This window comes from Paraglaciecola polaris LMG 21857, from assembly GCF_000315055.1.
In the GTDB taxonomy this organism is placed as follows: domain Bacteria; phylum Pseudomonadota; class Gammaproteobacteria; order Enterobacterales; family Alteromonadaceae; genus Paraglaciecola; species Paraglaciecola polaris.
The window spans coordinates 86684-109490 of record NZ_BAER01000014.1; the positions used below are offsets into that span (position 1 = coordinate 86684).

22 protein-coding genes are annotated in these 22807 nt (G+C 44.8%); 16 read left to right on the forward strand and 6 right to left on the reverse strand.

The annotated features are described in order from the left end of the window. Positions 1-29: 29 nt before the first annotated feature. Positions 30-884: an HTH-type transcriptional activator IlvY gene (gene ilvY, locus GPLA_RS01465; RefSeq protein ID WP_007103023.1), complete on the forward strand. Its 855-nt coding sequence runs from the start codon at positions 30-32 to the stop codon at positions 882-884. 10 nt (positions 885-894) lie between these two features. On the opposite strand, the gene GPLA_RS01470 is transcribed toward ilvY, so the two are convergent. Together GPLA_RS01470 and GPLA_RS01475 are read right to left on the reverse strand one after the other, a co-directional pair. Beyond that, complete coding sequence (locus GPLA_RS01470; protein WP_007103024.1) at positions 895-2409, reverse strand: YifB family Mg chelatase-like AAA ATPase; 1515 nt, start codon at positions 2407-2409, stop codon at positions 895-897. A gap of 119 nt (positions 2410-2528) precedes the next feature. Then, positions 2529-3149 carry a trimeric intracellular cation channel family protein gene (locus GPLA_RS01475; RefSeq protein ID WP_040513738.1) on the reverse strand — a complete coding sequence of 207 codons (621 nt, stop codon included), beginning with the start codon at positions 3147-3149 and terminating at the stop codon, positions 2529-2531. A gap of 431 nt (positions 3150-3580) precedes the next feature. On the opposite strand from GPLA_RS01475, the gene ilvD reads away from it, so the two are divergent. Continuing rightward, complete coding sequence (ilvD, locus tag GPLA_RS01480; RefSeq protein WP_040513741.1) at positions 3581-5428, forward strand: dihydroxy-acid dehydratase; 1848 nt, start codon at positions 3581-3583, stop codon at positions 5426-5428. After that, positions 5428-6978 carry a threonine ammonia-lyase, biosynthetic gene (gene ilvA, locus GPLA_RS01485; protein WP_007103027.1) on the forward strand — a complete coding sequence of 517 codons (1551 nt, stop codon included), beginning with the start codon at positions 5428-5430 and terminating at the stop codon, positions 6976-6978. Before ilvD ends, ilvA begins: the two co-directional genes overlap by 1 nt. 88 nt (positions 6979-7066) lie before the next feature. On the opposite strand, the gene plsB is transcribed toward ilvA, so the two are convergent. Continuing rightward, positions 7067-9502: a glycerol-3-phosphate 1-O-acyltransferase PlsB gene (plsB, locus tag GPLA_RS01490; RefSeq protein ID WP_007103028.1), complete on the reverse strand. Its 2436-nt coding sequence runs from the start codon at positions 9500-9502 to the stop codon at positions 7067-7069. A gap of 192 nt (positions 9503-9694) precedes the next feature. Here plsB and lexA point away from each other — a divergent pair, with 192 nt between their 5' ends. The 6 genes from lexA to GPLA_RS01520 all read left to right on the forward strand — a co-directional run bounded on the left by lexA (position 9695) and on the right by GPLA_RS01520 (position 15202). Further along, the gene (lexA, locus tag GPLA_RS01495) at positions 9695-10318 is read left to right on the forward strand and encodes a transcriptional repressor LexA (protein ID WP_040513744.1); all 624 of its coding nucleotides are present in this window, start codon (positions 9695-9697) and stop codon (positions 10316-10318) included. Between the two features lie 406 nt (positions 10319-10724). Continuing rightward, positions 10725-11855 (forward strand): cytochrome c oxidase subunit II, encoded by a 1131-nt coding sequence (gene coxB, locus GPLA_RS01500; protein ID WP_007103030.1) that lies wholly within the window; start codon positions 10725-10727, stop codon positions 11853-11855. A 10-nt stretch (positions 11856-11865) separates the two neighbouring features. Continuing rightward, on the forward strand, positions 11866-13464 hold the full coding sequence (gene ctaD / locus GPLA_RS01505) for a cytochrome c oxidase subunit I (RefSeq protein WP_007103031.1): 1599 nt from the start codon (positions 11866-11868) through the stop codon (positions 13462-13464). Positions 13465-13482: 18 nt separating this feature from the next. Beyond that, positions 13483-13710 (forward strand): hypothetical protein, encoded by a 228-nt coding sequence (locus GPLA_RS01510; protein WP_007103032.1) that lies wholly within the window; start codon positions 13483-13485, stop codon positions 13708-13710. Continuing rightward, on the forward strand, positions 13707-14309 hold the full coding sequence (locus tag GPLA_RS01515; RefSeq protein WP_007103033.1) for a cytochrome c oxidase assembly protein: 603 nt from the start codon (positions 13707-13709) through the stop codon (positions 14307-14309). Before GPLA_RS01510 ends, GPLA_RS01515 begins: the two co-directional genes overlap by 4 nt. 11 nt (positions 14310-14320) lie before the next feature. Then, the gene (locus tag GPLA_RS01520) at positions 14321-15202 is read left to right on the forward strand and encodes a cytochrome c oxidase subunit 3 (RefSeq protein ID WP_007103034.1); all 882 of its coding nucleotides are present in this window, start codon (positions 14321-14323) and stop codon (positions 15200-15202) included. A 67-nt stretch (positions 15203-15269) separates the two neighbouring features. Here GPLA_RS01520 and GPLA_RS01525 read toward each other — a convergent pair whose 3' ends face one another. Next, positions 15270-15479 carry a DUF2909 domain-containing protein gene (locus GPLA_RS01525; RefSeq protein ID WP_040513746.1) on the reverse strand — a complete coding sequence of 70 codons (210 nt, stop codon included), beginning with the start codon at positions 15477-15479 and terminating at the stop codon, positions 15270-15272. Between the two features lie 42 nt (positions 15480-15521). Here GPLA_RS01525 and GPLA_RS01530 point away from each other — a divergent pair, with 42 nt between their 5' ends. From GPLA_RS01530 to GPLA_RS01555, 6 genes are read left to right on the forward strand one after another with little or no spacing between them, the layout of a single operon-like run. Beyond that, entirely contained in the window at positions 15522-16253 is a 732-nt protein-coding gene (locus GPLA_RS01530) for an SURF1 family protein (RefSeq protein WP_226993028.1), read from the forward strand. Then, positions 16237-16797, forward strand: a complete 561-nt coding sequence (locus tag GPLA_RS01535) for a hypothetical protein (RefSeq protein WP_007103037.1) — start codon at positions 16237-16239, stop codon at positions 16795-16797. The genes GPLA_RS01530 and GPLA_RS01535 overlap by 17 nt, the downstream gene beginning before the upstream one ends. Before the next feature lie 10 nt (positions 16798-16807). Continuing rightward, positions 16808-17785 (forward strand): COX15/CtaA family protein, encoded by a 978-nt coding sequence (locus tag GPLA_RS01540; protein WP_007103038.1) that lies wholly within the window; start codon positions 16808-16810, stop codon positions 17783-17785. A gap of 9 nt (positions 17786-17794) precedes the next feature. Then, the gene (cyoE, locus tag GPLA_RS01545) at positions 17795-18712 is read left to right on the forward strand and encodes a heme o synthase (protein ID WP_007103039.1); all 918 of its coding nucleotides are present in this window, start codon (positions 17795-17797) and stop codon (positions 18710-18712) included. Beyond that, complete coding sequence (locus GPLA_RS01550) at positions 18709-19344, forward strand: SCO family protein (protein WP_007103040.1); 636 nt, start codon at positions 18709-18711, stop codon at positions 19342-19344. Before cyoE ends, GPLA_RS01550 begins: the two co-directional genes overlap by 4 nt. A gap of 5 nt (positions 19345-19349) precedes the next feature. Then, the gene (locus tag GPLA_RS01555; protein ID WP_007103041.1) at positions 19350-19967 is read left to right on the forward strand and encodes a GNAT family N-acetyltransferase; all 618 of its coding nucleotides are present in this window, start codon (positions 19350-19352) and stop codon (positions 19965-19967) included. Between the two features lie 46 nt (positions 19968-20013). On the opposite strand, the gene GPLA_RS01560 is transcribed toward GPLA_RS01555, so the two are convergent. Continuing rightward, positions 20014-21015, reverse strand: a complete 1002-nt coding sequence (locus GPLA_RS01560; protein ID WP_007103042.1) for a polysaccharide deacetylase family protein — start codon at positions 21013-21015, stop codon at positions 20014-20016. Positions 21016-21230: 215 nt separating this feature from the next. On the opposite strand from GPLA_RS01560, the gene GPLA_RS01565 reads away from it, so the two are divergent. After that, positions 21231-22574: an MATE family efflux transporter gene (locus GPLA_RS01565; protein ID WP_007103043.1), complete on the forward strand. Its 1344-nt coding sequence runs from the start codon at positions 21231-21233 to the stop codon at positions 22572-22574. On the opposite strand, the gene GPLA_RS01570 is transcribed toward GPLA_RS01565, so the two are convergent. Then, a complete protein-coding gene (locus GPLA_RS01570) occupies positions 22519-22797 on the reverse strand; it encodes a hypothetical protein (protein WP_051997621.1) in 279 nt (92 codons plus the stop codon). The two genes, GPLA_RS01565 and GPLA_RS01570, sit on opposite strands and share 56 nt — an antisense overlap. Between the last annotated feature and the right edge of the window lie 10 nt (positions 22798-22807).

A 22807-nucleotide genomic window follows, 5' to 3' on the forward strand; every position in this document is an offset into this window, starting at 1 on the left:
TATGCAATTACGAGGTCGGGAGTAGAAAATTGGATATTCGTAGCCTTGAGCTTTTCCAACATCTTGCAAGCAGTTTAAGTTTCAATAAGACCGCAGAGGCACTGTTCGTTAGCCCTTCAACCTTAAGTCGCGCCATACAAAGACTCGAAGAGGATTGTGGTACCACATTGTTTGTGCGAAATAATCGTTCGGTGAAACTGACGGCGGCAGGAGCTAAATTACTCAGGTTTACTCAGCAAACCTTATCTGAATGGAAGAAAGTGAAGTGGGAGCTTCAAGAGGATCACGCGCAAATTCAAGGCGAGTTAAGTCTATATTGTTCAGTAACAGCGAGCCAAAGTCACATGCCGAGATTACTCGATAGTTTTCGTCATCAGTATCCTCAAGTCGAGATAAAACTGAGTACCGGGGATCCTGCGTTATCTGTGAGTAAAGTCATGCAACAAGAGGTTGATGCTGCTATCGCTATCCATACTCCTGACTTTCCGCTCGAGCTTAATTTTTTGCCATTAGGTGAAATTCCGCTATTGCTGATTGCTTCAAAGGACACGCAACTGACGCGTTTAAATCAAGTTGACTGGCGTGAACATTCAGTCGTTTTACCTGAGTCAGGTCCGTCAAAACGTATTGTTCATCATTGGTTTGCTGAGCAAGGTATACGGCCTAGAGTGTATGCCACCGTTGCCGGTAATGAAGCGATTGTCAGCATGGTCGCTCTCGGGTGTGGTTTAGGCATAGTGCCGGAAGTGGTGCTGGATAACTCAACAATTAGTCAGAGAGTAAATCGTATTCGACTCGATGATATCGAGCCTTATGAAATAGGACTTTGCTGTATTGCAAAACGCCAGAGTGAAGCTGCTATTCATGCGCTATTTAATTGCTAGTCGCCGATAATTAATTAAAGGCAAGTTGGGCAAGCATGCGATCAAATGCGCGATAATTGAGGGCCTCGGCCAGATGTCGACGTGTTATCAGGGGCTCACCCGCTAAATCGGCTATGGTCCGTGATACCTTTAAAACGCGATGATAGGTGCGCAATGACAAGCCTAATTTTTCTACTGCACCTTGCAAAAATTGCTGATCATCCGTCGATAACAAACAATATTCCTGTACTTCTTTACTGCCTAATCGCGTGTTTGGTTTGCCGCTGCGAGCAAGGGCAACATCCCGGGCTCGGATGACCCGTTGACGTATCGCTTTGCTGCTCTGCCCACGTTCTTTTACTTGCTCAGAGAATTCATTACTGTTGATCTTAGGCACATCGACCTGTAAATCTATGCGGTCCAAAAAGGGGCCTGAAATACGGTTTAAATAACGTAAAATTTGATCCGCAGTGCAGCGGCCATCGTTCAGACTCCCTGTTGGGCTTGGATTCATTGCTGCTACTAATTGAAATTGAGCCGGAAATTGTGCTTGGCGCGCCGCCCTGGAAATCGACACCGAACCTGACTCTAGGGGCTCTCTAAGAACATCGAGTACCTTACGGTCAAATTCGGGAAGCTCATCTAAAAACAATACGCCGTGATGAGCGAGTGATATTTCCCCAGGTCGAGGAACGCTGCCGCCGCCGACTAGCGCTACGGCTGAGCTAGTATGATGGGGGTGACGAAATGCACGTTGCTTCCATGTTTGCGGGTTAACGGGCTTGCCAACTATAGAGTGAATAGCCGCACTGGCCAGCGCTTCCTCATCTGTCATTGGGGGTAAAATAGTGATTAGACGACTGGCGAGCATGGTTTTTCCTGTGCCAGGAGGACCAGTAAAAAGTATATTGTGCCCCCCTGCTGCGGCGATTTCTAAGGCGCGCTTAGCTGATATTTGACCCACAACATCTTGTAAATCTACGTCATATTCTGCTTCTAGTGCGATGTTGTCAGCGCTAAATAGCGCCAGGCTTTTTTGTTTTCCTAGATGGTGAAAAACATCAAGTAGTTGGCAAGCAGGAATAACATGAGCACCACTGATTAGGGCCGCTTCTTGTGCATTATCCAAAGGTAAAATGGCGGTGCGCCCTGCTTTAAAGCATGCATAAGTAAAAGGCAGTGCGCCTTTTACGGAACGTATTTCGCCAGAAAGCGCGAGTTCACCTACGAGCTCAATGCCCTCTAAGCTTGTGGCTGGAAGTTGATTGCTTGCGGCGATAATGCCTATGGCAATGGCTAAATCAAAGCGGCCCCCCTCTTTAGGCAAATCAGCGGGAGCGAGATTGACTGTAATGCGTCTAGCGGGGAATTCAAAACCTGAGTTAATTAAGGCGCTGCGCACTCGATCCTTGGCTTCGCGAACAGAGGCTTCGGGTAAACCGACTAAATTAAAGCATGGCAGTCCATTGGCTAGGTGCACTTCCACCGTAATGAGCGGAGCATCTATACCAACACTCGCCCTAGAAAACACCACTGCCAATGACATAAGCAAAGTCCTTTGCGAGTCAAACTAGAATGTCATAAGGCTAGTCAAGTCATGGAATTAAAGCCACTGTGTTCAATATTTTCAGTCGTAAAGGAATTGGTTAGTGCCTGGTTTGGTTATTATTCCATGTGGTTAGGATTAAAAACGGGTAGATGCCAATGCCATTTCATTGCCAATAAGCGAATACTCAAGGTCACGACAAAGCCAAGTACCATGCAACCGTATGTTGATAAGCCGAAGTAAAGAGCGGTGACATAACTTGCTCCGCCAACGATACATCCAGTAGCGTAGAGTTCCCCCTTAAGCACCAAAGGGATCTCTCGACATATAACATCACGTATTAATCCACCAAATACACCTGTCATAGTGCCAAGTGCGATAGCAATAAACGGTGACGTCCCATACGTAAGGGCTTTTTGTAAGCCCATGACGTTGAAAAATGCTAAACCTATAGCATCGGCAAATTGCAGATAACGCAGGGGAAATCGGTGGCTTATTCGCAACCAAATAATGGTACAAAAAGCCGCGGCTAAGATAGCGAAGAAAAAGCTGTGATCCTGAACCCAAAATACCGGTAGATCCAGAATGATGTCGCGCAACGTCCCACCGCCGATTGCGGTAACCGACGCAAGTACGACGACACCAAAGCCGTCCATTTGCTTTTTATAGGCCATTAATGTGCCGGAAACGGCAAAAACGGCGACGCCCATTAAGTCAATCCAGTGTAACCAGGTACTCATATTTTTCTCGCATTAATTTGAGGCTGAATGATACCGATAAATGACAAATTCTAAATAGCCAAAGTACAGTGTTTGTATATAAAGGACACAAAAAAAGCATATAGCATTGCTTGATCCCTAGCGGGGGTTTGTGTTACCTATATAAGCAGTGACGATATATCCAAATTAAACTAGAAATTAAACCAAGTGTTCTATTCCTACTCGTGCAGCAAAGTAATTATTTTGGTGACAGTGGTGGAGAGGTGTTCTCCGCGGGGATAGATCTGGATAAACGTCAGACTTATTTACACCCCCCGCACGAAAGTACGGGGGGTTTTTGCGTTCTAGGACGCAATTTTCTAACGATTCGACGATGAGTCGAGGTTTTTCACGCATCAATAATGCGACCTCGGCGCGCAATTTAAAATTATTTAAGCTAGAGAGAAGAGACAATGCCCAAGTTACGTTCTGCAACCACAACCCAAGGTAGAAATATGGCCGGCGCTCGCGCCCTTTGGCGCGCCACTGGTATGAAAGACGGTGATTTTGGCAAACCCATTATTGCAGTTTCCAATTCATTCACTCAATTTGTGCCAGGCCATGTGCATTTGAAAGATATGGGGCAACTTGTGGCGCGCAGTATTGAAGCTGCTGGCGGCGTGGCAAAAGAATTTAATACTATAGCGGTGGATGATGGTATTGCGATGGGCCACAGTGGAATGCTCTACAGTTTGCCATCTCGTGAAATCATCGCTGATTCGGTTGAATATATGGTCAATGCACATTGTGCTGATGCCATTGTATGTATTTCCAACTGTGACAAGATCACTCCTGGAATGTTGATGGCGTCAATGCGCTTAAATATTCCGGTTATTTTTGTCTCAGGCGGGCCAATGGAAGCCGGAAAAACCAAACTTTCTGACCAAATTATTAAGCTAGATTTGGTGGATGCTATGGTTGCTGGTGTTGACGATAACGTTAACGACGAACAAAGCGATGAAATTGAGCGCTCAGCCTGTCCTACATGTGGTTCATGTTCAGGCATGTTCACTGCTAACTCAATGAACTGCTTAACCGAAGCGCTTGGTTTATCGCTACCGGGTAATGGCTCGATGCTCGCCACTCACGCGGATCGAGAAGGTTTGTTCAAGCAAGCCGGTAGTCAAATTGTTGAGTTGTGCCGTCGTTATTATCAGCAAGATGATGAATCTGTATTGCCACGTAATATTGCTAATTTTAAAGCATTTGAAAACGCCATGAGTCTAGACATTGCGATGGGTGGTTCAACCAATACCATTTTACATTTAATCGCTGCAGCCATTGAAGGCGAGGTGCCGTTCACCTTAGATGATATTGACCGCTTATCACGTAAGGTGCCGCATCTTTGTAAAGTCGCACCCTCCACACCGCTTTATCATATGGAGGATGTGCATCGCGCTGGTGGGGTATTAGGTATCTTAAACGAATTGAATAAAGCGGGTTTGTTACATGGCGACAATATGCATGTATTAGGTAAAACCATGGGTGAAGTGATTGCTCAGTGGGATGTAACCAATCCTGCCAACGAACATGCTTTAACTTTCTATAAAGCGGGCCCAGCGGGTATACGTACCACAAAAGCGTTTAGTCAAAATTGTCGTTACCCAACGGCAGATACTGATCGTGAAAATGGGTGTATACGTAGTCGCGAAAATGCATTTAGTGAAGAAGGCGGTTTAGCGGTATTGTTCGGCAATATTGCCGAGAAAGGCTGTATTGTGAAAACAGCGGGTGTGGATGAGTCAATTCATGTCTTTACCGGCCGAGCGCGCATCTACGAAAGTCAAGATGAAGCCGTAAAAGCCATCTTAGCCGATGAAGTCGTTGCCGGTGACATAGTTGTTATCCGTTATGAGGGGCCTAAAGGAGGTCCGGGTATGCAGGAGATGCTTTACCCGACCACTTACTTGAAAGCTAAAGGTCTAGGCAAAGAGTGTGCGCTGATCACCGATGGACGTTTCTCCGGTGGTACATCTGGTTTATCTATTGGCCATTGTTCACCTGAAGCTGCAAGTGGCGGTGGTATAGGTTTAGTGGAAGAAGGCGATAGCATGACGATTGATATTCCTAATCGCAAGATAGGGGTGGATATTACGGATGCTGAATTGCAACTTAGACGCGAAAAAATGGAACAAAAAGCGAACCCATGGAAGCCGGTAAACCGTGAGCGAAAAGTGTCCTTAGCGCTAAAAGCTTATGCACTCTTGGCTACCAGCGCCGACAAAGGCGCCGTTCGCGACGCAAGCAAATTGGAAGACTAATGACGACCAGTGCCCAAGAGTATTTAAAGAAGGTTTTAATGTCGCCGGTTTACGACGTGGCGGTAAACAGTGAATTTGTGCCTTTGCATAAGTTCTCAGCAGTGGTGGGTAACGAAGTTTGGCTTAAACGTGAAGATCAGCAGCCAGTTAAGTCGTTCAAGTTACGTGGTGCTTATAATAAAATAAGTCATCTGGACGAGGCCACCCTAAATGCTGGCATTATTACGGCCTCTGCGGGTAATCATGCACAAGGTATTGCCTATTGCGCGGCGCGCAAAAATATTCAAGCGACGATCGTCATGCCTGAAACCACACCGGATATTAAAGTCGATGCGGTGCGAAATTTTGGTGGTGATAACGTCAAGGTGGTTTTGCACGGCACTAGCTTCGATCAGGCGAACGAAGAGTCAAAACGTTTAGCTGCATTGCATGGTTATACCATGATCCCGCCTTTTGATGATCCTGACGTGATTGCGGGTCAAGGCACTATTGCCAAAGAGATGTTAGAGCAGAATCCCAACCTAGACGTGGTATTTATCGCAGTTGGCGGTGGCGGTTTAGCGGCTGGCATGAGCGTATATTTGAAGCAATTAAAGCCCAGTATACGAATTGTCGCGGTAGAGTCATCGGAATCTGCCTGCTTGCAAGCAGCCCTGACCGCTGGTGAGCCGACACCCTTGCCTTTTGTGGGGATATTCGCCGATGGTGTGGCGGTGAAAACCATAGGCACAGAAACGTTTCGTTTGTGCCAGCAATATGTAGATGAAGTGATCACGGTGAATAACGATGAGTTATGTACAGCGATCAAAGATATTTTTGACGATACTCGGGTCATTGCAGAGCCAGCCGGTGCGCTTTCGGTTGCTGCAATGCGTAAGTATGCTAAGCAAAACGATGTTACCGGAAAGGTTTTTGGTGGGGTGTTGTGTGGCGCTAACATTAACTTTCACACCTTGCGCTACGTGTCAGAGCGTTGCGAATTAGGGGAACAGAAAGAAGCGGTGTTTGCAGTCAAAATCCCTGAGCGAAAAGGTGCGTTTAAGCATTTCTGCGAACTACTGGGTGGCAAAATAATAACGGAGTTTAACTACCGGTTTGCCAGTGAGAAAGAGGCACATATTTTTGTGGGTGTGAAGCTGCGCCGGGGTCGAGAAGAGTTTGCTGAACTTATGCGCACGCTCAGCGCCAGTGATTATCCATGTTTAGATATGTCGGATAACGAAATGGCGAAATTGCATGTGCGTTATATGGTGGGTGGGCGCCCACCAGCGCTACTGCATGAACATTTGTTCTCATTTGAGTTTCCAGAGCAACCTGGTGCACTGATGACGTTCTTGAAAACGCTGGGTGAGCGCTGGAACATAACCTTGTTTCATTACCGCAACCATGGGGCGGCAGAAGGCTTAGTATTAGCTGGTTTTGATTTCCCTGATGCAGATCGTGCTGACTTCGAACAGCATTTGGCGCAGTTGGGCTATCAATACACAGAAGAAACGGAAAACCCTGCTTATAAGTTTTTTTTATCGGACGTGAACGGCGTTTTTAGTTAATCGGCAGCAAAGCGTAAAAAGACGTGTTGGGTCAATAGGCCCAACACACTCACCTTACTTTCAGCAAATCATCACCATAACCTGAGCGTTAAATCTGTTGAAGACGCTGGGTGATCTCAGGCGAAATCAGGTTCTCCACGGTTGCTAGTAATGCTTCACTCGCTTCGGAATGTTCTAACTGCCCTTCGCTGGATGCATTAATTAATTCATTATCTTTCAATGCATGAATAAAAGTTGATAAGACGTTTTTATCAAAAAACTCAGGTGAATTGATGCCATGTAACGCAGCTAAGCGTTCAGCAAACTCTCGACTTTGTTTTTCTAAGCGTCCACGGCTAATGGTTTGTTCCTTTTTGAGGATCGTCAGTACGGCAGCGTAACGCTGTAGGGTTTCCTGAATACTACGATTGAGTAGCCAGGACGAATAAAATGCTTTGCTGGTGGCTGCGGGAGGCAAGATAGCATCTTGCTCTGACCTTAATAGACCCATATCAAGCATGGTACTCAATAGGCGGTCAGTGTAGTCCATCGCTTGTGCATGGCTCATATACATAAACAGTTCACGTTGCAGTAAGGGGTATAATTGCCCAACCAACACGATAATTTTATCTTTAGCTAAGCCCTTATAGGCGAATACGATGGCACTGACTAAACCGGGTAGTGCAAAAAGATGGAGAATGTTATTCCGATAATAGGTTAGCGCCACTGCATCGTGACGTTTCAATGAGATTATCTTACCAAAGCTGTCTTGAGACACGCTGAGTTTGTTGAGTTTGAGGGTACTCTCCAGCAATGCTTTGCCATCTGTTGGCGGGATGGTTGATAAATCGCTATAGGGTGCCGCTTTTAGGAGGGCTAGGTAATCATCTATCGCTCTTTCAAGCTCATCTTGTGCCATGGCATGCTTTTTAGCGGATAATAAACACATGGCGCACAGAGACATACCACTGACCGCGGCTGCCTGATTAATACGGCCCATAACATCATTGGCTAGGGTATTTACGGTTGGGGTTAACCATCGAGGTTTTTTATCGGCCGCTAAGCTTTGTGCATCACGCCAATCTGGCACTTGCGTGTCTAAGAAATTATTTAGATTAATCGGTTCGCCGAAGTTTAAGAAGCCGCTGCCGTAGTTTTTAAGCTTACGAACCGCAGAAAAAACCTGGAAAAAAGACTCCTTCTTTTTATCCGTGCCTTTAAGTTCCTTTAAATAACTCGATACTTCCATCACATGCTCATAGCCAATATAAACAGGTACTATGCTAACGGGGCGATTAATCCCTTTGACGAGCGCCTGGAGTGTCATGGCAAGCATGCCAGTTTTGGGCGGTAACAAGCGACCTGTTCTGCTACGTCCACCTTCGGGATAATATTTCACCGAATATCCCTTGTTGAATAATAGCTCTAAATATTCTCTGAATACGGCGGTATAGAGTTTATTTCCGGCAAAACTTCGACGTAAAAAAAATGCGCCACCTTTACGTAATATGCCGCCGACAGGCCAAAAATTTAGATTTATACCCGCTGCAATATGCGGGGTAACTAAACCTTCGTGGTAGATCACATACGTGAGAAGTAGGTAGTCCATATGACTGCGATGGCAGGGTACGTATATTATTTCGTGACCATTTTGGGCAAGCGCGCGCACTTTATCGGCATGCTTTACCTCAATACCGTTATATACCTTGTTCCAAATCTTGGTTAACAAGCGAGCACCAATCCGTACCAGGCCTTCTCGATAATCGGCGGCTATTTCGTCGACGTATTTTTTTGCTTTGGCTTGAACTTGGTGATTCGAGCGTTTTTTTCCGCGCGCTTCATCACTCACCGCTTGGCGTACTGAATCTGCGCCTAAAACTGAATTATACAGCGCTTGACGTTCCAGTAGCATAGGACCGATCAAATTCTGACGTCTGCGTTGAAAATGCGTACCTGCCAATCGAATAAGCTTATGGCCTATTTCTTCGTCACTGCCCTGCAAATCCGCCATGGTGCGTGACGAAACCGCTTTGCTATAACAAACAAAATTATCACGACCTAAAAATAAAACGATAAAGAATTTACGTAGCCAGCTGGGTGACACTTGGTTGGCGATAATATCTGACCAGCCTGATGATTTACGCCCAGGTGCTCTGCCCCAAAATATTGAAACGGGCACAATTTGCAGATCCAACTCCGGGTGTTCACGATGAATTTGAAATAACCGGGTGACATCATCTGCGATGTTAGTAATTTTAACTTTTCTAGTCAGTACCGAACGCGGCTGTTGTAAGAACAAACATGCGGGTAACTCTTGGCCACCAATGTGTACGGTGACACTTGGTTTGGGTAGGCCGAGCGCTTTAGTTGACATTTTTAAGGCAAATTGATCTGTAACTGAATGCGTACGCAATAAATAAATAATAGGTTTAGTGGTATCGATTCGAAGTTCAGTTTCTATATCTGCGGGGATGCTGTTGACCTTAACCAGCCATTTAAGCGGAACAGATATAATTGTTAGCAGCAAATTATGCAGCCATGCCATAAGTGCGGTACCTAGATAGTGAAAGACCATACAAGGATACCACGTTATTCAGTTTTTCCACCCCGAGTAATCAGGTTACAGGTCTGATGTCTTATAGAAAGCTCTCTTGATTAGATCTTGGTAATAAAGATTTGAGATTTGACAACGACTGTATATACTCACAGTTAAACTGTATGAAACAACAGGCTGTGTATGCGTCCACTAACTCCCAGGCAAGAAGAAGTCTTGCAATTGATTAAAACCACTATGATCGATACCGGTATGCCGCCTACACGTGCGGAAATAGCTAGGCATCTAGGTTTTAAGTCTGCAAACGCTGCTGAAGAGCATTTGAAAGCGTTAGCGCGTAAAGGAGCCATTGAAATTCTTCCTGGCACTTCCAGAGGTATACGGCTTACCGAGCCATTGGAAGATCAATTGGAAGATCAAGGTCTACCTCTTATCGGTCGCGTGGCCGCTGGCGAGCCCATCTTGGCCCAAGAACATGTTGAAATGCACTACAAGGTTGACCCAAATTTATTTAAACCTTGCGCTGACTTTTTATTGCGAGTCAGTGGTATGAGCATGAAAGATATAGGTATTTTGGATGGAGATTTATTGGCTGTGCATAAAACGACCGAGGTGCACAATGGGCAAGTTGTGGTGGCACGTGTTGACGAAGATGTCACAGTTAAGCGTATTGAGCGTAAAGGTCGACAGGTTGTTTTACATGCTGAAAATGAAGAGTTTCAACCAATCAAGGTGGATCTAGCGACCCAGCCATTCAGTATTGAAGGTATTGCGGTAGGAGTTATCCGAAACGCCGATTGGATGTAGTCGGGTAACTCACTAGATCCCACTTCATGCTGTCAATAGAACATCATTTCAGGCTTCGCAACGAAGCCTGAAACTCAATTTCAAAAGTCACTTTTCCTCTTATATTTGTGTCTTTAATCGAAGGTTTTAAGGCCATATCTACAACCTACCTTGTTACAATATTGTAAACGTAACACACTGATAGACTGATTAAATTTTGTTCATCTGAATATAAAATAAACAAAATAACTGGACTCCTCCCCCTGTTTTGAGTAATGCTTGTTACATGATTAACAAGTTGGTAACAATTTTTGTCTTGTGCTGAACCTTACAATAATAAATTAAGACGTAACGTTTGCTGGCAGTTGCCACTATTTTAAGCGTTTGACAAGCAGGGGGTCGAGTGAAGAAAATTTCGTTGAGTGTGATGGCTGTGCTAAGCGCATTTCAAAGCGGTTCTGCATTTGCAGAGTCGGTATCTGACTTAGATCAATATCAATTAAACATGCGTAAAGGTGTCACGGATATTAGCGCCGAAGTGTATGACCTACACATGTTGATGTTTATCATTTGTGTTGTCATCGCTGTTGGTGTGTTTGGGGCGATGTTTTATTCAATTCTATTTCACCGTAAATCTCGAGGCGCAAAGCCAGCTAATTTCCATGAGAGCGTGAAAGTTGAGATTGCTTGGACCGTAATTCCTTTTGTTATCCTCATTGTTATGGCTATTCCTGCTGCGAAGACCTTGATTGCCATGGAAGATGCCAGTGAACCTGATGTCACAGTGTTAGTGACCGGTTCTCAGTGGAAATGGCACTACAAGTATATGGATAACGACGTTGAATTCTATTCTCGCTTAGCGACCCAAGCCGATGAAATATCCGGCAAGCTTGATAAGGGAGTGAACTACCTATTAGAGGTTGATCAGCCACTTGTGATCCCTACCGATAAGCGCGTACGCTTTTTGATTACCTCGGACGACGTAATTCATTCTTGGTGGGTACCTGATTTCGCGATTAAGCAAGATGCTAATCCTGGTTTTATTAACGACGCTTGGACGAAAGTAAACGAGCCTGGTATATATCGCGGTCAGTGCGCCGAGCTATGCGGTAAAGATCACGGCTTTATGCCTGTAGTCGTTATTGCCAAGGAGCCAGCTGAATATGACAAATGGATTAGCGAACGACAAGCAGTACAAGAAAAAGCTGCGGCTGAAGAGCAGCGATTATTAGCAATGAATATGAGCAAAGACGAGCTAATGAGCAATGGGCAAAAAATATACACAGCCAATTGTGCTGCTTGTCATATGCCTAATGGCGAAGGATTACCAGGTGTCTTCCCAGCTCTGAAAGGCAGTGATATTGCGTTGAATGATATGGCAGCTCACATCGAAATAGTAGCGAACGGTAAATCCGGAACTGCCATGGCAGCCTTTGCTAAGCAGCTAAGTATGTCGGAACTGGCGGCGGTCATTACATTTGAGCGAAACGCTTGGGGCAATGATACTGGGGACCTAGTACAGGCTAAAGATATTAATGCTGCGTTAAACGGACAATAGGAGGACGATCATGAGCACAGTAACTGAAACGCTTCATCACGATGACGATCATCACGAACATCATGCGCCTCCTGCAGGTATAAAGCGCTGGTTATATACGACCAATCATAAAGATATAGGTACCTTGTACCTGTGGTTTGCTTTCATCATGTTTTTGACTGGCGGGGCCATGGCTATGGTTATCCGCGCTGAATTATTCCAACCTGGTTTACAAATTGTAGAGCCGCACTTTTTTAACCAAATGACCACAGTTCACGGACTGATAATGGTTTTTGGTGCAGTGATGCCGGCATTTACGGGGTTAGCTAATTGGCTAGTGCCCATGATGATCGGTGCGCCGGATATGGCTTTACCAAGGATGAATAACTGGAGTTTCTGGATCCTGCCTTTTGCCTTCTTAATCCTTTTGTCTTCCTTATTTATGGAAGGTGGCGGACCAGCATTTGGTTGGACTTTCTATGCGCCTTTATCCACTACATATAGTGGCGACAGCACAGCGCTATTTGTGTTCTCAGTGCATATTATGGGTATTTCGTCAATTATGGGAGCGATTAACGTCATCGTTACTATATTCAACATGCGAGCGCCGGGTATGACCTGGATGAAAATGCCGCTCTTTGTGTGGACGTGGCTAATCACAGCTTTTCTGTTGATTGCGGTCATGCCGGTATTAGCTGGCGCGGTGACTATGGTGTTAACCGATAAGTTCTTTGGTACCAGTTTCTTTGATGCGGCCGGTGGTGGTGATCCTGTTATGTTCCAGCATATTTTCTGGTTCTTTGGTCACCCAGAGGTTTACATCATGATTCTGCCAGCGTTTGGGATTATCTCGCAGATTGTCCCCACGTTCGCCCGAAAGCGACTGTTCGGTTATGCCTCTATGGTTTATGCCACTGCGTCAATTGCGCTCCTATCATTTATCGTTTGGGCTCACCATATGTTTACCACAGGTATGCCAGTGTTTGCTGAAATGTTCTTTATGCTGGCAACCATGTTGATATCAGTGCCCACCGGCGTAAAAGTATTCAACTGGGTGGCAACCATGTGGCGTGGTTCGTTGAGCTTTGAGGTGCCTATGCTGTTTGCACTGGCATTTATTGTACTGTTTACCATAGGAGGTTTATCCGGCCTGATGTTGGCGATTACTCCGGTGGATTTCCAATATCACGATACCTATTTTGTCGTTGCCCATTTCCACTATGTGCTGGTGACAGGGGCTATTTTCTCCATTATGGCAGCCGTTTATTATTGGTTACCTAAATGGACTGGGAAAATGTTTGATATCACCCTGGCAAAATGGCACTTCTGGTGTTCGTTAGTTTCGGTCAATGTGCTGTTCTTTCCTATGCATTTCGTTGGCTTGGCGGGTATGCCAAGACGGATCCCTGATTACGCATTGCAGTTTGCAGATTTTAATAAATGGATAAGTCTTGGTGGATTCGCCTTTGGCTTATCGCAATTAATTTTCTTGGCTCTTCTCATTAAAGCGTGCCGCAAAAAAGGTGAACCTGTGAGTGACCAAGTTTGGGAAGGAGCTGAAGGCCTTGAATGGGAAATACCTTCACCTGCTCCATATCATACGTTCGAAACGCCCCCTGTGATTAAGTAGGTGGCAAAGGAGCATTTTATGTTGCTAAGTGAATTGAGGTTTTCTAAAAAACGGCTGCTTAAGCGTATTATCGCATTAAGCCTAGGTTTCATGGCATTCGGTTTCTGCAATAGTCTACAAAATGATGCTTATGCGCCGCTTAATGGCATTGATTATGTTGCTCTTCAAGGCGAAATGTTTAATGTCGAAATGGCCCAGCGAGGCTTAGTTCAGTCCTATTCAGGAATGTTCTGGCAGTCGCTATGACCGATAATAAAAAAGAACCCGATGAGCTTGATGTCACAAGTACCAATAAAGTAATTAATCACTCCAAAATGGTGGGTAAGTTGCTAGTAGTGGTGCTTGGAATGTTCGGTTTCGGGTTTGCATTGGTGCCACTTTATGATGTGTTCTGTGATTTGACTGGGTTAAACGGTAAAACAGCAAATTCAGCGGCGACTTATGAAGTGATGGACATTGATGAGTCACGCACCATAACGATAGATTTTATCACTCGCACTAACTCAGGTATGGCGTGGCAATTTGAAGCACAAACACGTCAGTTAAAAGTCCATCCAGGTCAAATGAACGAAGTTAACTTCACGGTAAAAAACCCAACAAGACATTCGGTCGTTGGGCAAGCAGTGCCCTCGGTATCACCAGGGACAGCGGCGTTATTTCTAAATAAAACAGAATGTTTCTGTTTTGAGCAGCAGGTTTTGCAAGCAGGTGAGTCGGTGGTTATGCCTATGCGGTTTTATGTGGACCCCCAATTACCTGACGACATTACCTATTTTACGTTGCAGTACACCCTCTACGACGTCACAGCGACGTCAGGTGATCTGACAATGAATAGTGGTGAATAGGAGAACGAATAATGGCTCAGCAAGAGTATGAAAAGTACTATGTTCCTGATAGTAGCCCTTGGCCTATAGTCGGCGCAGTGGCACTATTTTTGATTGCCGTTGGTGCTGGGAATTTTGTTATTGAGCAAACTAAGGGCACGTCAGGATATGGTGGATATATTTTGATCGCTGGTTTTGCAACCTTAATTTTTATGTTATTTGGTTGGTTCAGAAACCAAATTCACGAATCAATGACGGGCTTATATAGCGCCCAATTAGGCCGTTCTTATCGACAAGGTATGGCTTGGTTTATTTTTTCAGAAGTGATGTTTTTCGGAGCCTTCTTCGGGGCTTTGTTTTACGCCCGTATGATCGCAATCCCTTGGTTGGGCGGCTCTGGTAATAATGGGGCGACTAATGAAGTCTTGTGGCCAACGTTTCAGGCGATGTGGCCTTTAATTGAAACCCCTGGTGGCACAAAAACGGAAGCAATGGGTTGGTATGGGTTACCGTTAATCAATACTGTTATCCTACTAATATCCTCAGTGACCTGCCACTTTGCACACGTGGCTCTTGAAGAGAACAAGCGTGGACGCTTAAAACTAATGCTCGGGATCACCGTGTTATTAGGAGCCATTTTCATGTCATTGCAGGTCGAAGAATACATCCATGCCTACCAAGAAATGGGACTTACGCTGCAATCTGGCGTGTATGGCAACACCTTCTTTTTGCTGACGGGATTTCATGGCTTGCATGTGACGTTAGGGGCAATTATCTTGTTCATCATGTTGCTCAGAATATTTAAAGGACATTTTACCCCTGACGACCATTTTGCCTTTCAAGCTGGTAGTTGGTATTGGCATTTTGTCGATGTGGTTTGGGTCATGCTGTTCTTCTTTGTATATATTTTGTAATCAGTCTTAATGGCCCATTGGCTGGATATTTAAGCCAATGGGCGCACAAGTAAGTTACTAAAATGTGTCAATAAGGGGTTGGGTTCGGTTCAATTAGTCCTGTGGCTAAGGCGACGAGGATCACTATTACAATCGCCACGGACGTCAATACGCGCCGTCCAATATACTTGCTCATATTCGCTTGTTTAGGCTCATCTTTAAGCATTGCCACCATGGCTTTAAACAAATTAAAGATCATAACGATAAGTAGTATTCCGATGATTATCTTAATTAGCACTTTTATTCTCCCGCTCGCTGTTATTTTTATTGTTGATTAAGCATGCTTAGGCTCATTAAGCGATTGCCCGTGGTTTCTACCCTAGTGACTTTATGTGCTGTTGTCATTATGTTTGCTCTTGCCAATTGGCAACTGCAAAGAGGGCTAAATAAAGCGCAACGTGTTGCAAGCATTGCCGCTGCGTCTTCCCGTGAAACATTCACCCTTGAACAAATTAAATTCTATCAGGGTGACATTCAAGATTTACCTATCGTTATTTCAGGTACGTTAAATCGCGCACACATATTGCTACTCGATAATCAGATCCATCAAGGTCGACCGGGTTTTGGTGTTCTAGGTATAGCTAACAGTGATGGACAAAATGTATTAGTTAATTTTGGGTGGGTAGCTGGGAAGCGGGTGCGCACAGAGCTGCCGACTGTGGCCTTGCCTAATACGGTGAGCGGGGCTTTAGGGCGTATTGTTTTGCCAAGTAATAATCCCCTTATCACCGAAACAGCGACCTTAGACGCTGAGTGGCCCAAGGTCATACAACAAATTGATATGCGGTTTATAGAGCAGGTGTTGCAGGTCAAGCTAGAGCCATTTTTGCTGACTCTGACCGAAAACAACAACCCGCAGTTTGTGCGTAAATGGCAGCCTGTCGTTATGCCACCAGAGAAACACTATGCCTATGCCGTTCAATGGCTTGGCTTAGGTATCGCCGCATTTTTTGTTTATTTTTTCGCATTACGCAATCGACTTAAGAAGGTATCTAATGAAGAACACCAGTAATAAACGCATGATGATCACCCTTGCCGTGGTTTTTATTTTGCCGGTGGCATTGGCAAAATTAGCTTTAGATAACGACTGGTTTAACAAGGCATCGACCAATAAAGGACAACTGCTTTCACCAACTTTGGACATGACCGCAATTCAAGATGCGGCCGCTGAGCCTAAATGGCAATTGTTATACATACTGCCTACCGAATGCAATATTGAATGCGAAAATGCCTTATACAGTGTTGAGCAAGTTTGGACTGCGCTGGGCAAAGAGCACGATAGAGTGAGTGCAACTGTGATCAGTACGCCACAGAGTGACGCCAGTGTAACCCAACGATTGATACAGCAAAAAGCAGTTAAGTTGTTAAAAACTAACGTGGAAAATGTTAATAATGTGTTTCAAGGTGAGCCAACAAATGCTATTTTCATTGCAGATACTTTGAATAACGTCATCTTACGTTATCCGCTTCAAGTTGAGCAACAGCAAGCTATTTTACATAGCCGAGACATTTTGTCTGATTTGCGCAAGCTGCTGAAATTATCGCGTATAGGCTAGAGGATAATACATGAGGAAGTTGGTGCTGGCGGGACTTATTCTTGCCGTAACTGTGATTGTACTTGGTGCATATACACGGTTAACCGATGCAGGGCTGGGATGCCCAGATTGGCCTGGTTGTTATGGTCACTTTAAGGTCCCAGCTGCACAAGATCAGATTAATGCCGCCGAGTTAGCTTTCCCTGAGAGGCCATTGGAGTCGCAAAAAGCCTGGAATGAGATGATCCATCGCTATTTTGCCAGTGCGCTTGGCTTACTTATTTTGATTATTTTTGTCATCAGTATAGTTAAACGGGCTTATCATCGGCCCATTAAACTGCCGTTTTTTCTGCTCTGTTTGGTGATCTTTCAGGGCATGTTAGGCATGTGGACTGTTACCTTAAATTTACTGCCTATAGTGGTGATGGGTCACCTGCTTGGGGGTTTTGCCGTATTGTCATCGCTATTTCTATTGTATTTACGCTTAGTGCCGTATCGAATACCAGGTGGCGACCAGCAGACTCGTCGTTTGGGTAAGTTTGCCCTGTTAGGAATAGCAATATTACTTGGACAGATCGCGTTAGGTGGCTGGACATCAGCTAACTATGCGGCCCTTGCGTGCACCGAGCTGCCGATTTGTGAAAGCAACTGGTATGAGAGACTCGATTTTATCGGGGCTTTCAGTTTGCCTGAGGCCGTTAATTACGAATACGGCGTACACACTTATGCCCAACGCATGACGATGCATATTGTACATCGAGCCGGTGCGTTATTGACGTCTATCTATTTGTGTTGGCTAGCGATACGCATTTATGCTGTGGCGAGTTCTGGTTTACTACGAAAAATTGCAGCCACTTTAGTGACGATACTTGGCATGCAAGTAATCTTAGGTGTTAGTAATGTCGTATTTAGTCTGCCGGTTGGAATTGCGGTATTGCACAACGCCGTCGCAGCAGTGTTATTACAAGTTTTGGTGTTACTTAGCTACACCCTTTATCGAAAAACATAGGAGAGAGCAATGAGTAAATCAGTTGGTATTGCACCGCATAACGCCATTGCAAAATCTACCGTACATTGGCGTGATTATTATGAAATGACCAAGCCAAAAGTCGTGATGTTATTACTGCTTACCGCGTTAGTGGGTATGTGCCTAGCCAGTGAAAACTGGATAAGTTGGAAAATCCTTTTAGCTGGGTTGACCGGAATCGGTTTTCTTTCCTCTGCTGCGGCTGTCATTAACCATGTGGTGGATCGTAAAATCGATGCCCAGATGGCTCGTACATCAAACCGGCCGTTACCCAAAGGCAAAATATCCCCCCAACGTGCCTTAGTGTTTGCTGGGGTGCTGACGGTGGTAGGTTATATTATCCTAGAGTTATGGGTTAATCGTCTTACAGCACTGCTGACCCTAGCAAGTTTGGTGGGTTACGCTTTTGTTTATACTATGTATTTGAAGCGCGCTACACCGCAAAATATCGTGATTGGCGGATTAGCAGGAGCCGCGCCACCTTTACTAGGCTGGACGGCAGTAACAAATGATATTCATGCTCACGCGCTACTATTAGTGCTGATTATTTTTATTTGGACGCCTCCACACTTTTGGGCTTTGGCTATTCATAGAGAGAAAGACTACGCACGGGCAAAAGTACCCATGTTACCTTGCACCCATGGTATTGAGTTCACTAAGACCTCTATCTTGCTGTATACCGTATTATTAGGACTGATCTGTTTACTGCCGTATTTGATTGGTATGACGGGGGCCATATATTTAGTTGGTTCTAGCGCATTAAATGTTGGCTTCTTGTATTATGCATGGAAACTGAAATTCGCCAGCGATGAGAATACAGCCATGCAAACGTTTAAATTTTCGATTGTTCATTTAATGGCATTATTTGTAATTTTGTTGGTCGATCATTATATGAGATTTACTTTTTGAGCAGATTAAGTGTAGCGTTAATCGCCTTAGTGGCGTTGGTTATTGGTATTGTCATTGCTATAAATATTGCACCGCCGAAGGGCTCTGAAGTGCAATACATTAAGCTGTACCCTCAAGCTCGCGCGTTACCTGAATTCACGTTAACCGATAGCGACGGTCAAGTACTAACCAATAAAAATTTGCAGCAGCAATGGACCTTGGTTTTTGTGGGATATACATTTTGTCCCGATATTTGCCCCACAACGCTCGCTGATTTAAGCAGTATCTATCCGCAACTTCAGAGCATTGACAGCCAATACCCGATTAAGGTGGCGTTTATTTCCGTTGATCCGGCTCGTGATACTACCGAAAGGCTGGCGGAATATATCGACTTTTTTGAACCTGATTTCATCGCTGCGACAGGCCAGCATGCAGATCTTTTCCCCTTGGTACGAGCCATGGGTATGATGTACTCCAATTCGCAAAGCACAGATGATCCAAATTATTTGGTCGATCATAGTTCCTCGGTGGTGCTTATTAACCCCCAAGGCAATGTTATTGGGCGTTTCAAGCCTGACTTTACATCAGGAAAGGTCCCCGTTAGCGACAGTAAACGTATTCTGCATGATATGTCTATATTGGCCACAGAATAAAATTAATGCCTGGGGTTCGTCGAGCGAATGCGGATGATATAAGCGATGCGGTAGCACTTGTCCTTTCATCTGCCCCTGTTGCGTTAGAGCGCTTGTTTAGTCAGCAAACAGAGCATAATAATTACCACGCCAAAAGCTTTTTAATACGTGCTTTTGCGCAAAAAGCTGGACAGTTTGGTTACGGAAATCATTGGGTTATAGAGATAGACAATAAGATTGCTGCTATAGGATGTGGATGGCAATTCGAGATGGGCGAAGCTTATGTAAAAGCTACGCTTGAAAGTATGACGAGTTACTACCAAGGAGTCGATGTACTTGAGGTATTGCATCGCTGTCAGGCTTTGCAACCGGTCTTTGCTCGTCCCGCAGCTGATGAACTTTGTGTAGGTCATATCGGGGTTGCTGAGGCTTTTCAACGTCAAGGATTGTGCAGTCAATTATTAGCGCACCTCGAATCTACAGCGTACACCTTAGGTAAGCGAAAGCTTACCTTGGATGTTAAACAAGATAATGCCGGCGCCATCGATTGTTACCAGCAATTTGGGTTTGAGCTGGTACGCATCACCCAAGACACAAGCATTATGTCGCTGGGTACTTATGTGCATATGTGCAAGCTACTGTAGCTAGCTACCACGATATTGTTTTTTAGGCCCATTACCTTGCGTAATTTTAGTCTAGCCACTTGCCTTCTGAAGTAGGAATAAACCAAGGTTTCGAATACCAATAATAACGTGACGGCTGACTTATGCTTGGCGCAGTACAATTGATTCTGGAGCGACCAACAGGCAACTTTTTAGCAAAAGAAACGCTGACATACTCACTTTTTCGTGTTATTGGCTGTGAGCTACCTTGAAAATAACAGCTTAATTGGCGGTTATTTATATCATCGCTTTGCACCTTAAATTGAAACGTAAATGCATTACCATCGACCAAGGGGCTTACGGGTGTAACCTCTGACACGGGTAAGGCTAAGCTGGCAATTTTGACCTTCAAGCGATCTAAGTTGGCATAAATACCAGCGGCAGGAAAGCGCGGTAAAGCTGAGAAGTCACTAAAGCTCGCGATGGCGCCAGAGTATTGGGCAAAACCAACATAACCTAGCTCTGTAATACGTGCTTGTAGCGCGGGTGAAAACTCACCATAAGGGTAGGCAAGGAATTTATCTTTTACGTCTAAGTTATCTTCGAGTAGCGTTTCAGCCTGTTGAATATCGGTTATGCGCCGAACTAACCAAGCTTCATCATTCTCATCAGGTAAGCGAGTGAGTAAGTGTTCGTGGCGTAAATTATGGTTGGCAAAACTTGCACCTTGCTTCGCCATATTTTTCATATCATCCCAGCTCAAATGATAATTCACTTTATTGACTAAATCTGGATTGATAAATACGGTATACGGCAGATGCAACTTGGCTAGTATGGGGTGGCCATTTTGATAAATATTTTTAAAGCCATCATCAAAGGTAATAGCAACTGCGTTGTCTGGCAGCGACTGTTTATTCTTTAGAGCAACGACGACGTCTTTTAATGGCAATACATTGTAATGCTCAGCTAAGTAGCTCATGTGTTGTTGAAAAGTCTCAGGCGAAACGCTAGTTGAAGCTGGTGTGGCGTCGCTGACGTGGTGATAGAGTAAGATAACCGCATTGTCTGCAGCTTGTGTCTTATTGCTCACAATCAGTAGCCATGTGCAAATTAATACAACTAAAAATGATACGATCCATAGAGTTACCTTCAAATATGGTTAAGTTCAATTGGCACTGCGCAACTTGGTAAGCAGTGCTGCATAGCTAATCGCGCAAGCAATTGTAACATTGAATTCCTCCAGCATAATGTGTGCTGAATTGGCTTTGATACATTTTTATTATTCTTTATTGGACGGACAGTGACTTGGCTCAATCCCACGTTTTAACACATCAACGATTCTGGCATCGCGCATCTCATCAACAGTTATTATTTTTAGCGCTCCCCATGATCCTGAGTAATATCACTACCCCACTAATCGGTATGGTTGACACCGCAGTGTTGGGCCATATGGGCAGCAGTCACTATTTGGCCGGTGCAGCAATTGCTTCACTCATTCTGACGCAAACCTATTGGCTTTGTGGCTTTATTCGCATGTCGAGCACTGGACTGAGTGCTCAAGCAAAAGGTCAACAAGACGGTCACAGCAAAAGCCGAGTATTTTGGCAAAGTTGCAGTGTTGCGCTTGTTTTAGGCTTAGCAATTTGGGCGGCGCACAAACCGCTATTGGCCATGGGGATCCACTTTGCTCAGCCTGAAACTCAACTATTAGAGGTGATCCAGCAGTATTTCAGTGTGCGAATCGCTGGCGCACCTGCGGCATTAGTAAATCTTGCCATAATAGGCTGGCTAATTGGTCAACAGAAGACCACGCAAGTGCTCTATATTCAAGTATTTGCCAACCTGCTTAATGCGGGGTTAAGTGTATTGCTTGTCTTCGTGTTCGATGCCGGTGTGAAAGGGGTGGCAGTGGCGAGTGTCGTAGCTGAATATAGCATCTTGTTACTGGGAGTATGGGTTGCGTTCAACGGTATGGGATTACAAAAACCCCACTGGGCGTTGTGGCGTTGGTCATCGCTTGCGCAGTTAATGAGTCTGAATGGCTACAGCTTTGTGCGTAATTTGGCACTACAACTGTGTTTAGCGTTCGTCATTTTCCAAGGGGCGAGATTTGGCCCGCTCACAGCGGCCAGTAATGCGATTATCATGCAGTTTTTCGCTTTAATCGCATTAGGGCTCGATGGAATAGCATATGCAGTTGAGGCATTGACCGGGGAGGCTAAAGGTAAAAGAGACGCTGAAGAAATTAAACGGGTTGTGGTCAGAGGCTTGTTTTGGTCCGGTGTGATTGCGTCGCTTTACAGTTTATGTTTTGTGTTATTTGGTCAGCAAATTATTGCAGTATTAACAGATTTACCTGAATTAAGAGCGTTTAGCGCGGAATATTTATTGATCATTTGGCTACTGCCCATTGTGAGTCATTGGTGCTTTTTGTTAGATGGTGTTTTTGTCGGGTTAACGCGGGCAAAAGCGATGCAAAACAGTATGCTGCTGAGTGCGCTGTGTTTCTTTTTTCCCAGTTGGTGGTTGTTACAAGGTTATCAAAACTATGCATTGTGGATTGCTTTATTGCTGCTAATGTTGGGGCGAGGGCTTAGTCTTGGTGGGTATTTTGCTTATCTTTATCGCGGTCGGCGTTTGTTAGGGTAAAAGCACTTTTCATGCGATAAGCAAGAATACCGATATAACCATAGAGTGCAAATATACAACCAATGGCAAGGGCTATTAGCCCAGGAACTTGTAGCCACACAAGGCTTTTACTGCCCAGCAGTACCAAGGCGGCTCCAATAACAAAAAAACCGAGGCCGTATTTGAAACGTCCCCAGCTTTTTTGTGGATCTGCCGCCAATTTAGCTAACGGCTTTTTAAACATTGTGGGCGTC

What these genes read in the sequence shown, in the direction of transcription:
- GPLA_RS01470 (WP_007103024.1), bottom strand. Translation starts at nt 2,409, where the DNA reads ATGTCATTGGCAGTGGTGTTTTCTAGGGCGAGTGTTGGTATAGATGCT.
- GPLA_RS01475 (WP_040513738.1), bottom strand. Translation starts at nt 3,149, where the DNA reads ATGAGTACCTGGTTACACTGGATTGACTTAATGGGCGTCGCCGTTTTT.
- ilvD (WP_040513741.1), top strand. Translation starts at nt 3,581, where the DNA reads ATGCCCAAGTTACGTTCTGCAACCACAACCCAAGGTAGAAATATGGCC.
- ilvA (WP_007103027.1), top strand. Translation starts at nt 5,428, where the DNA reads ATGACGACCAGTGCCCAAGAGTATTTAAAGAAGGTTTTAATGTCGCCG.
- plsB (WP_007103028.1), bottom strand. Translation starts at nt 9,502, where the DNA reads ATGGCATGGCTGCATAATTTGCTGCTAACAATTATATCTGTTCCGCTT.
- lexA (WP_040513744.1), top strand. Translation starts at nt 9,695, where the DNA reads ATGCGTCCACTAACTCCCAGGCAAGAAGAAGTCTTGCAATTGATTAAA.
- coxB (WP_007103030.1), top strand. Translation starts at nt 10,725, where the DNA reads ATGGCTGTGCTAAGCGCATTTCAAAGCGGTTCTGCATTTGCAGAGTCG.
- ctaD (WP_007103031.1), top strand. Translation starts at nt 11,866, where the DNA reads ATGAGCACAGTAACTGAAACGCTTCATCACGATGACGATCATCACGAA.
- GPLA_RS01510 (WP_007103032.1), top strand. Translation starts at nt 13,483, where the DNA reads ATGTTGCTAAGTGAATTGAGGTTTTCTAAAAAACGGCTGCTTAAGCGT.
- GPLA_RS01515 (WP_007103033.1), top strand. Translation starts at nt 13,707, where the DNA reads ATGACCGATAATAAAAAAGAACCCGATGAGCTTGATGTCACAAGTACC.
- GPLA_RS01520 (WP_007103034.1), top strand. Translation starts at nt 14,321, where the DNA reads ATGGCTCAGCAAGAGTATGAAAAGTACTATGTTCCTGATAGTAGCCCT.
- GPLA_RS01530 (WP_226993028.1), top strand. Translation starts at nt 15,522, where the DNA reads ATGCTTAGGCTCATTAAGCGATTGCCCGTGGTTTCTACCCTAGTGACT.
- GPLA_RS01535 (WP_007103037.1), top strand. Translation starts at nt 16,237, where the DNA reads ATGAAGAACACCAGTAATAAACGCATGATGATCACCCTTGCCGTGGTT.
- GPLA_RS01540 (WP_007103038.1), top strand. Translation starts at nt 16,808, where the DNA reads ATGAGGAAGTTGGTGCTGGCGGGACTTATTCTTGCCGTAACTGTGATT.
- cyoE (WP_007103039.1), top strand. Translation starts at nt 17,795, where the DNA reads ATGAGTAAATCAGTTGGTATTGCACCGCATAACGCCATTGCAAAATCT.
- GPLA_RS01555 (WP_007103041.1), top strand. Translation starts at nt 19,350, where the DNA reads ATGCCTGGGGTTCGTCGAGCGAATGCGGATGATATAAGCGATGCGGTA.
- GPLA_RS01570 (WP_051997621.1), bottom strand. Translation starts at nt 22,797, where the DNA reads ATGTTTAAAAAGCCGTTAGCTAAATTGGCGGCAGATCCACAAAAAAGC.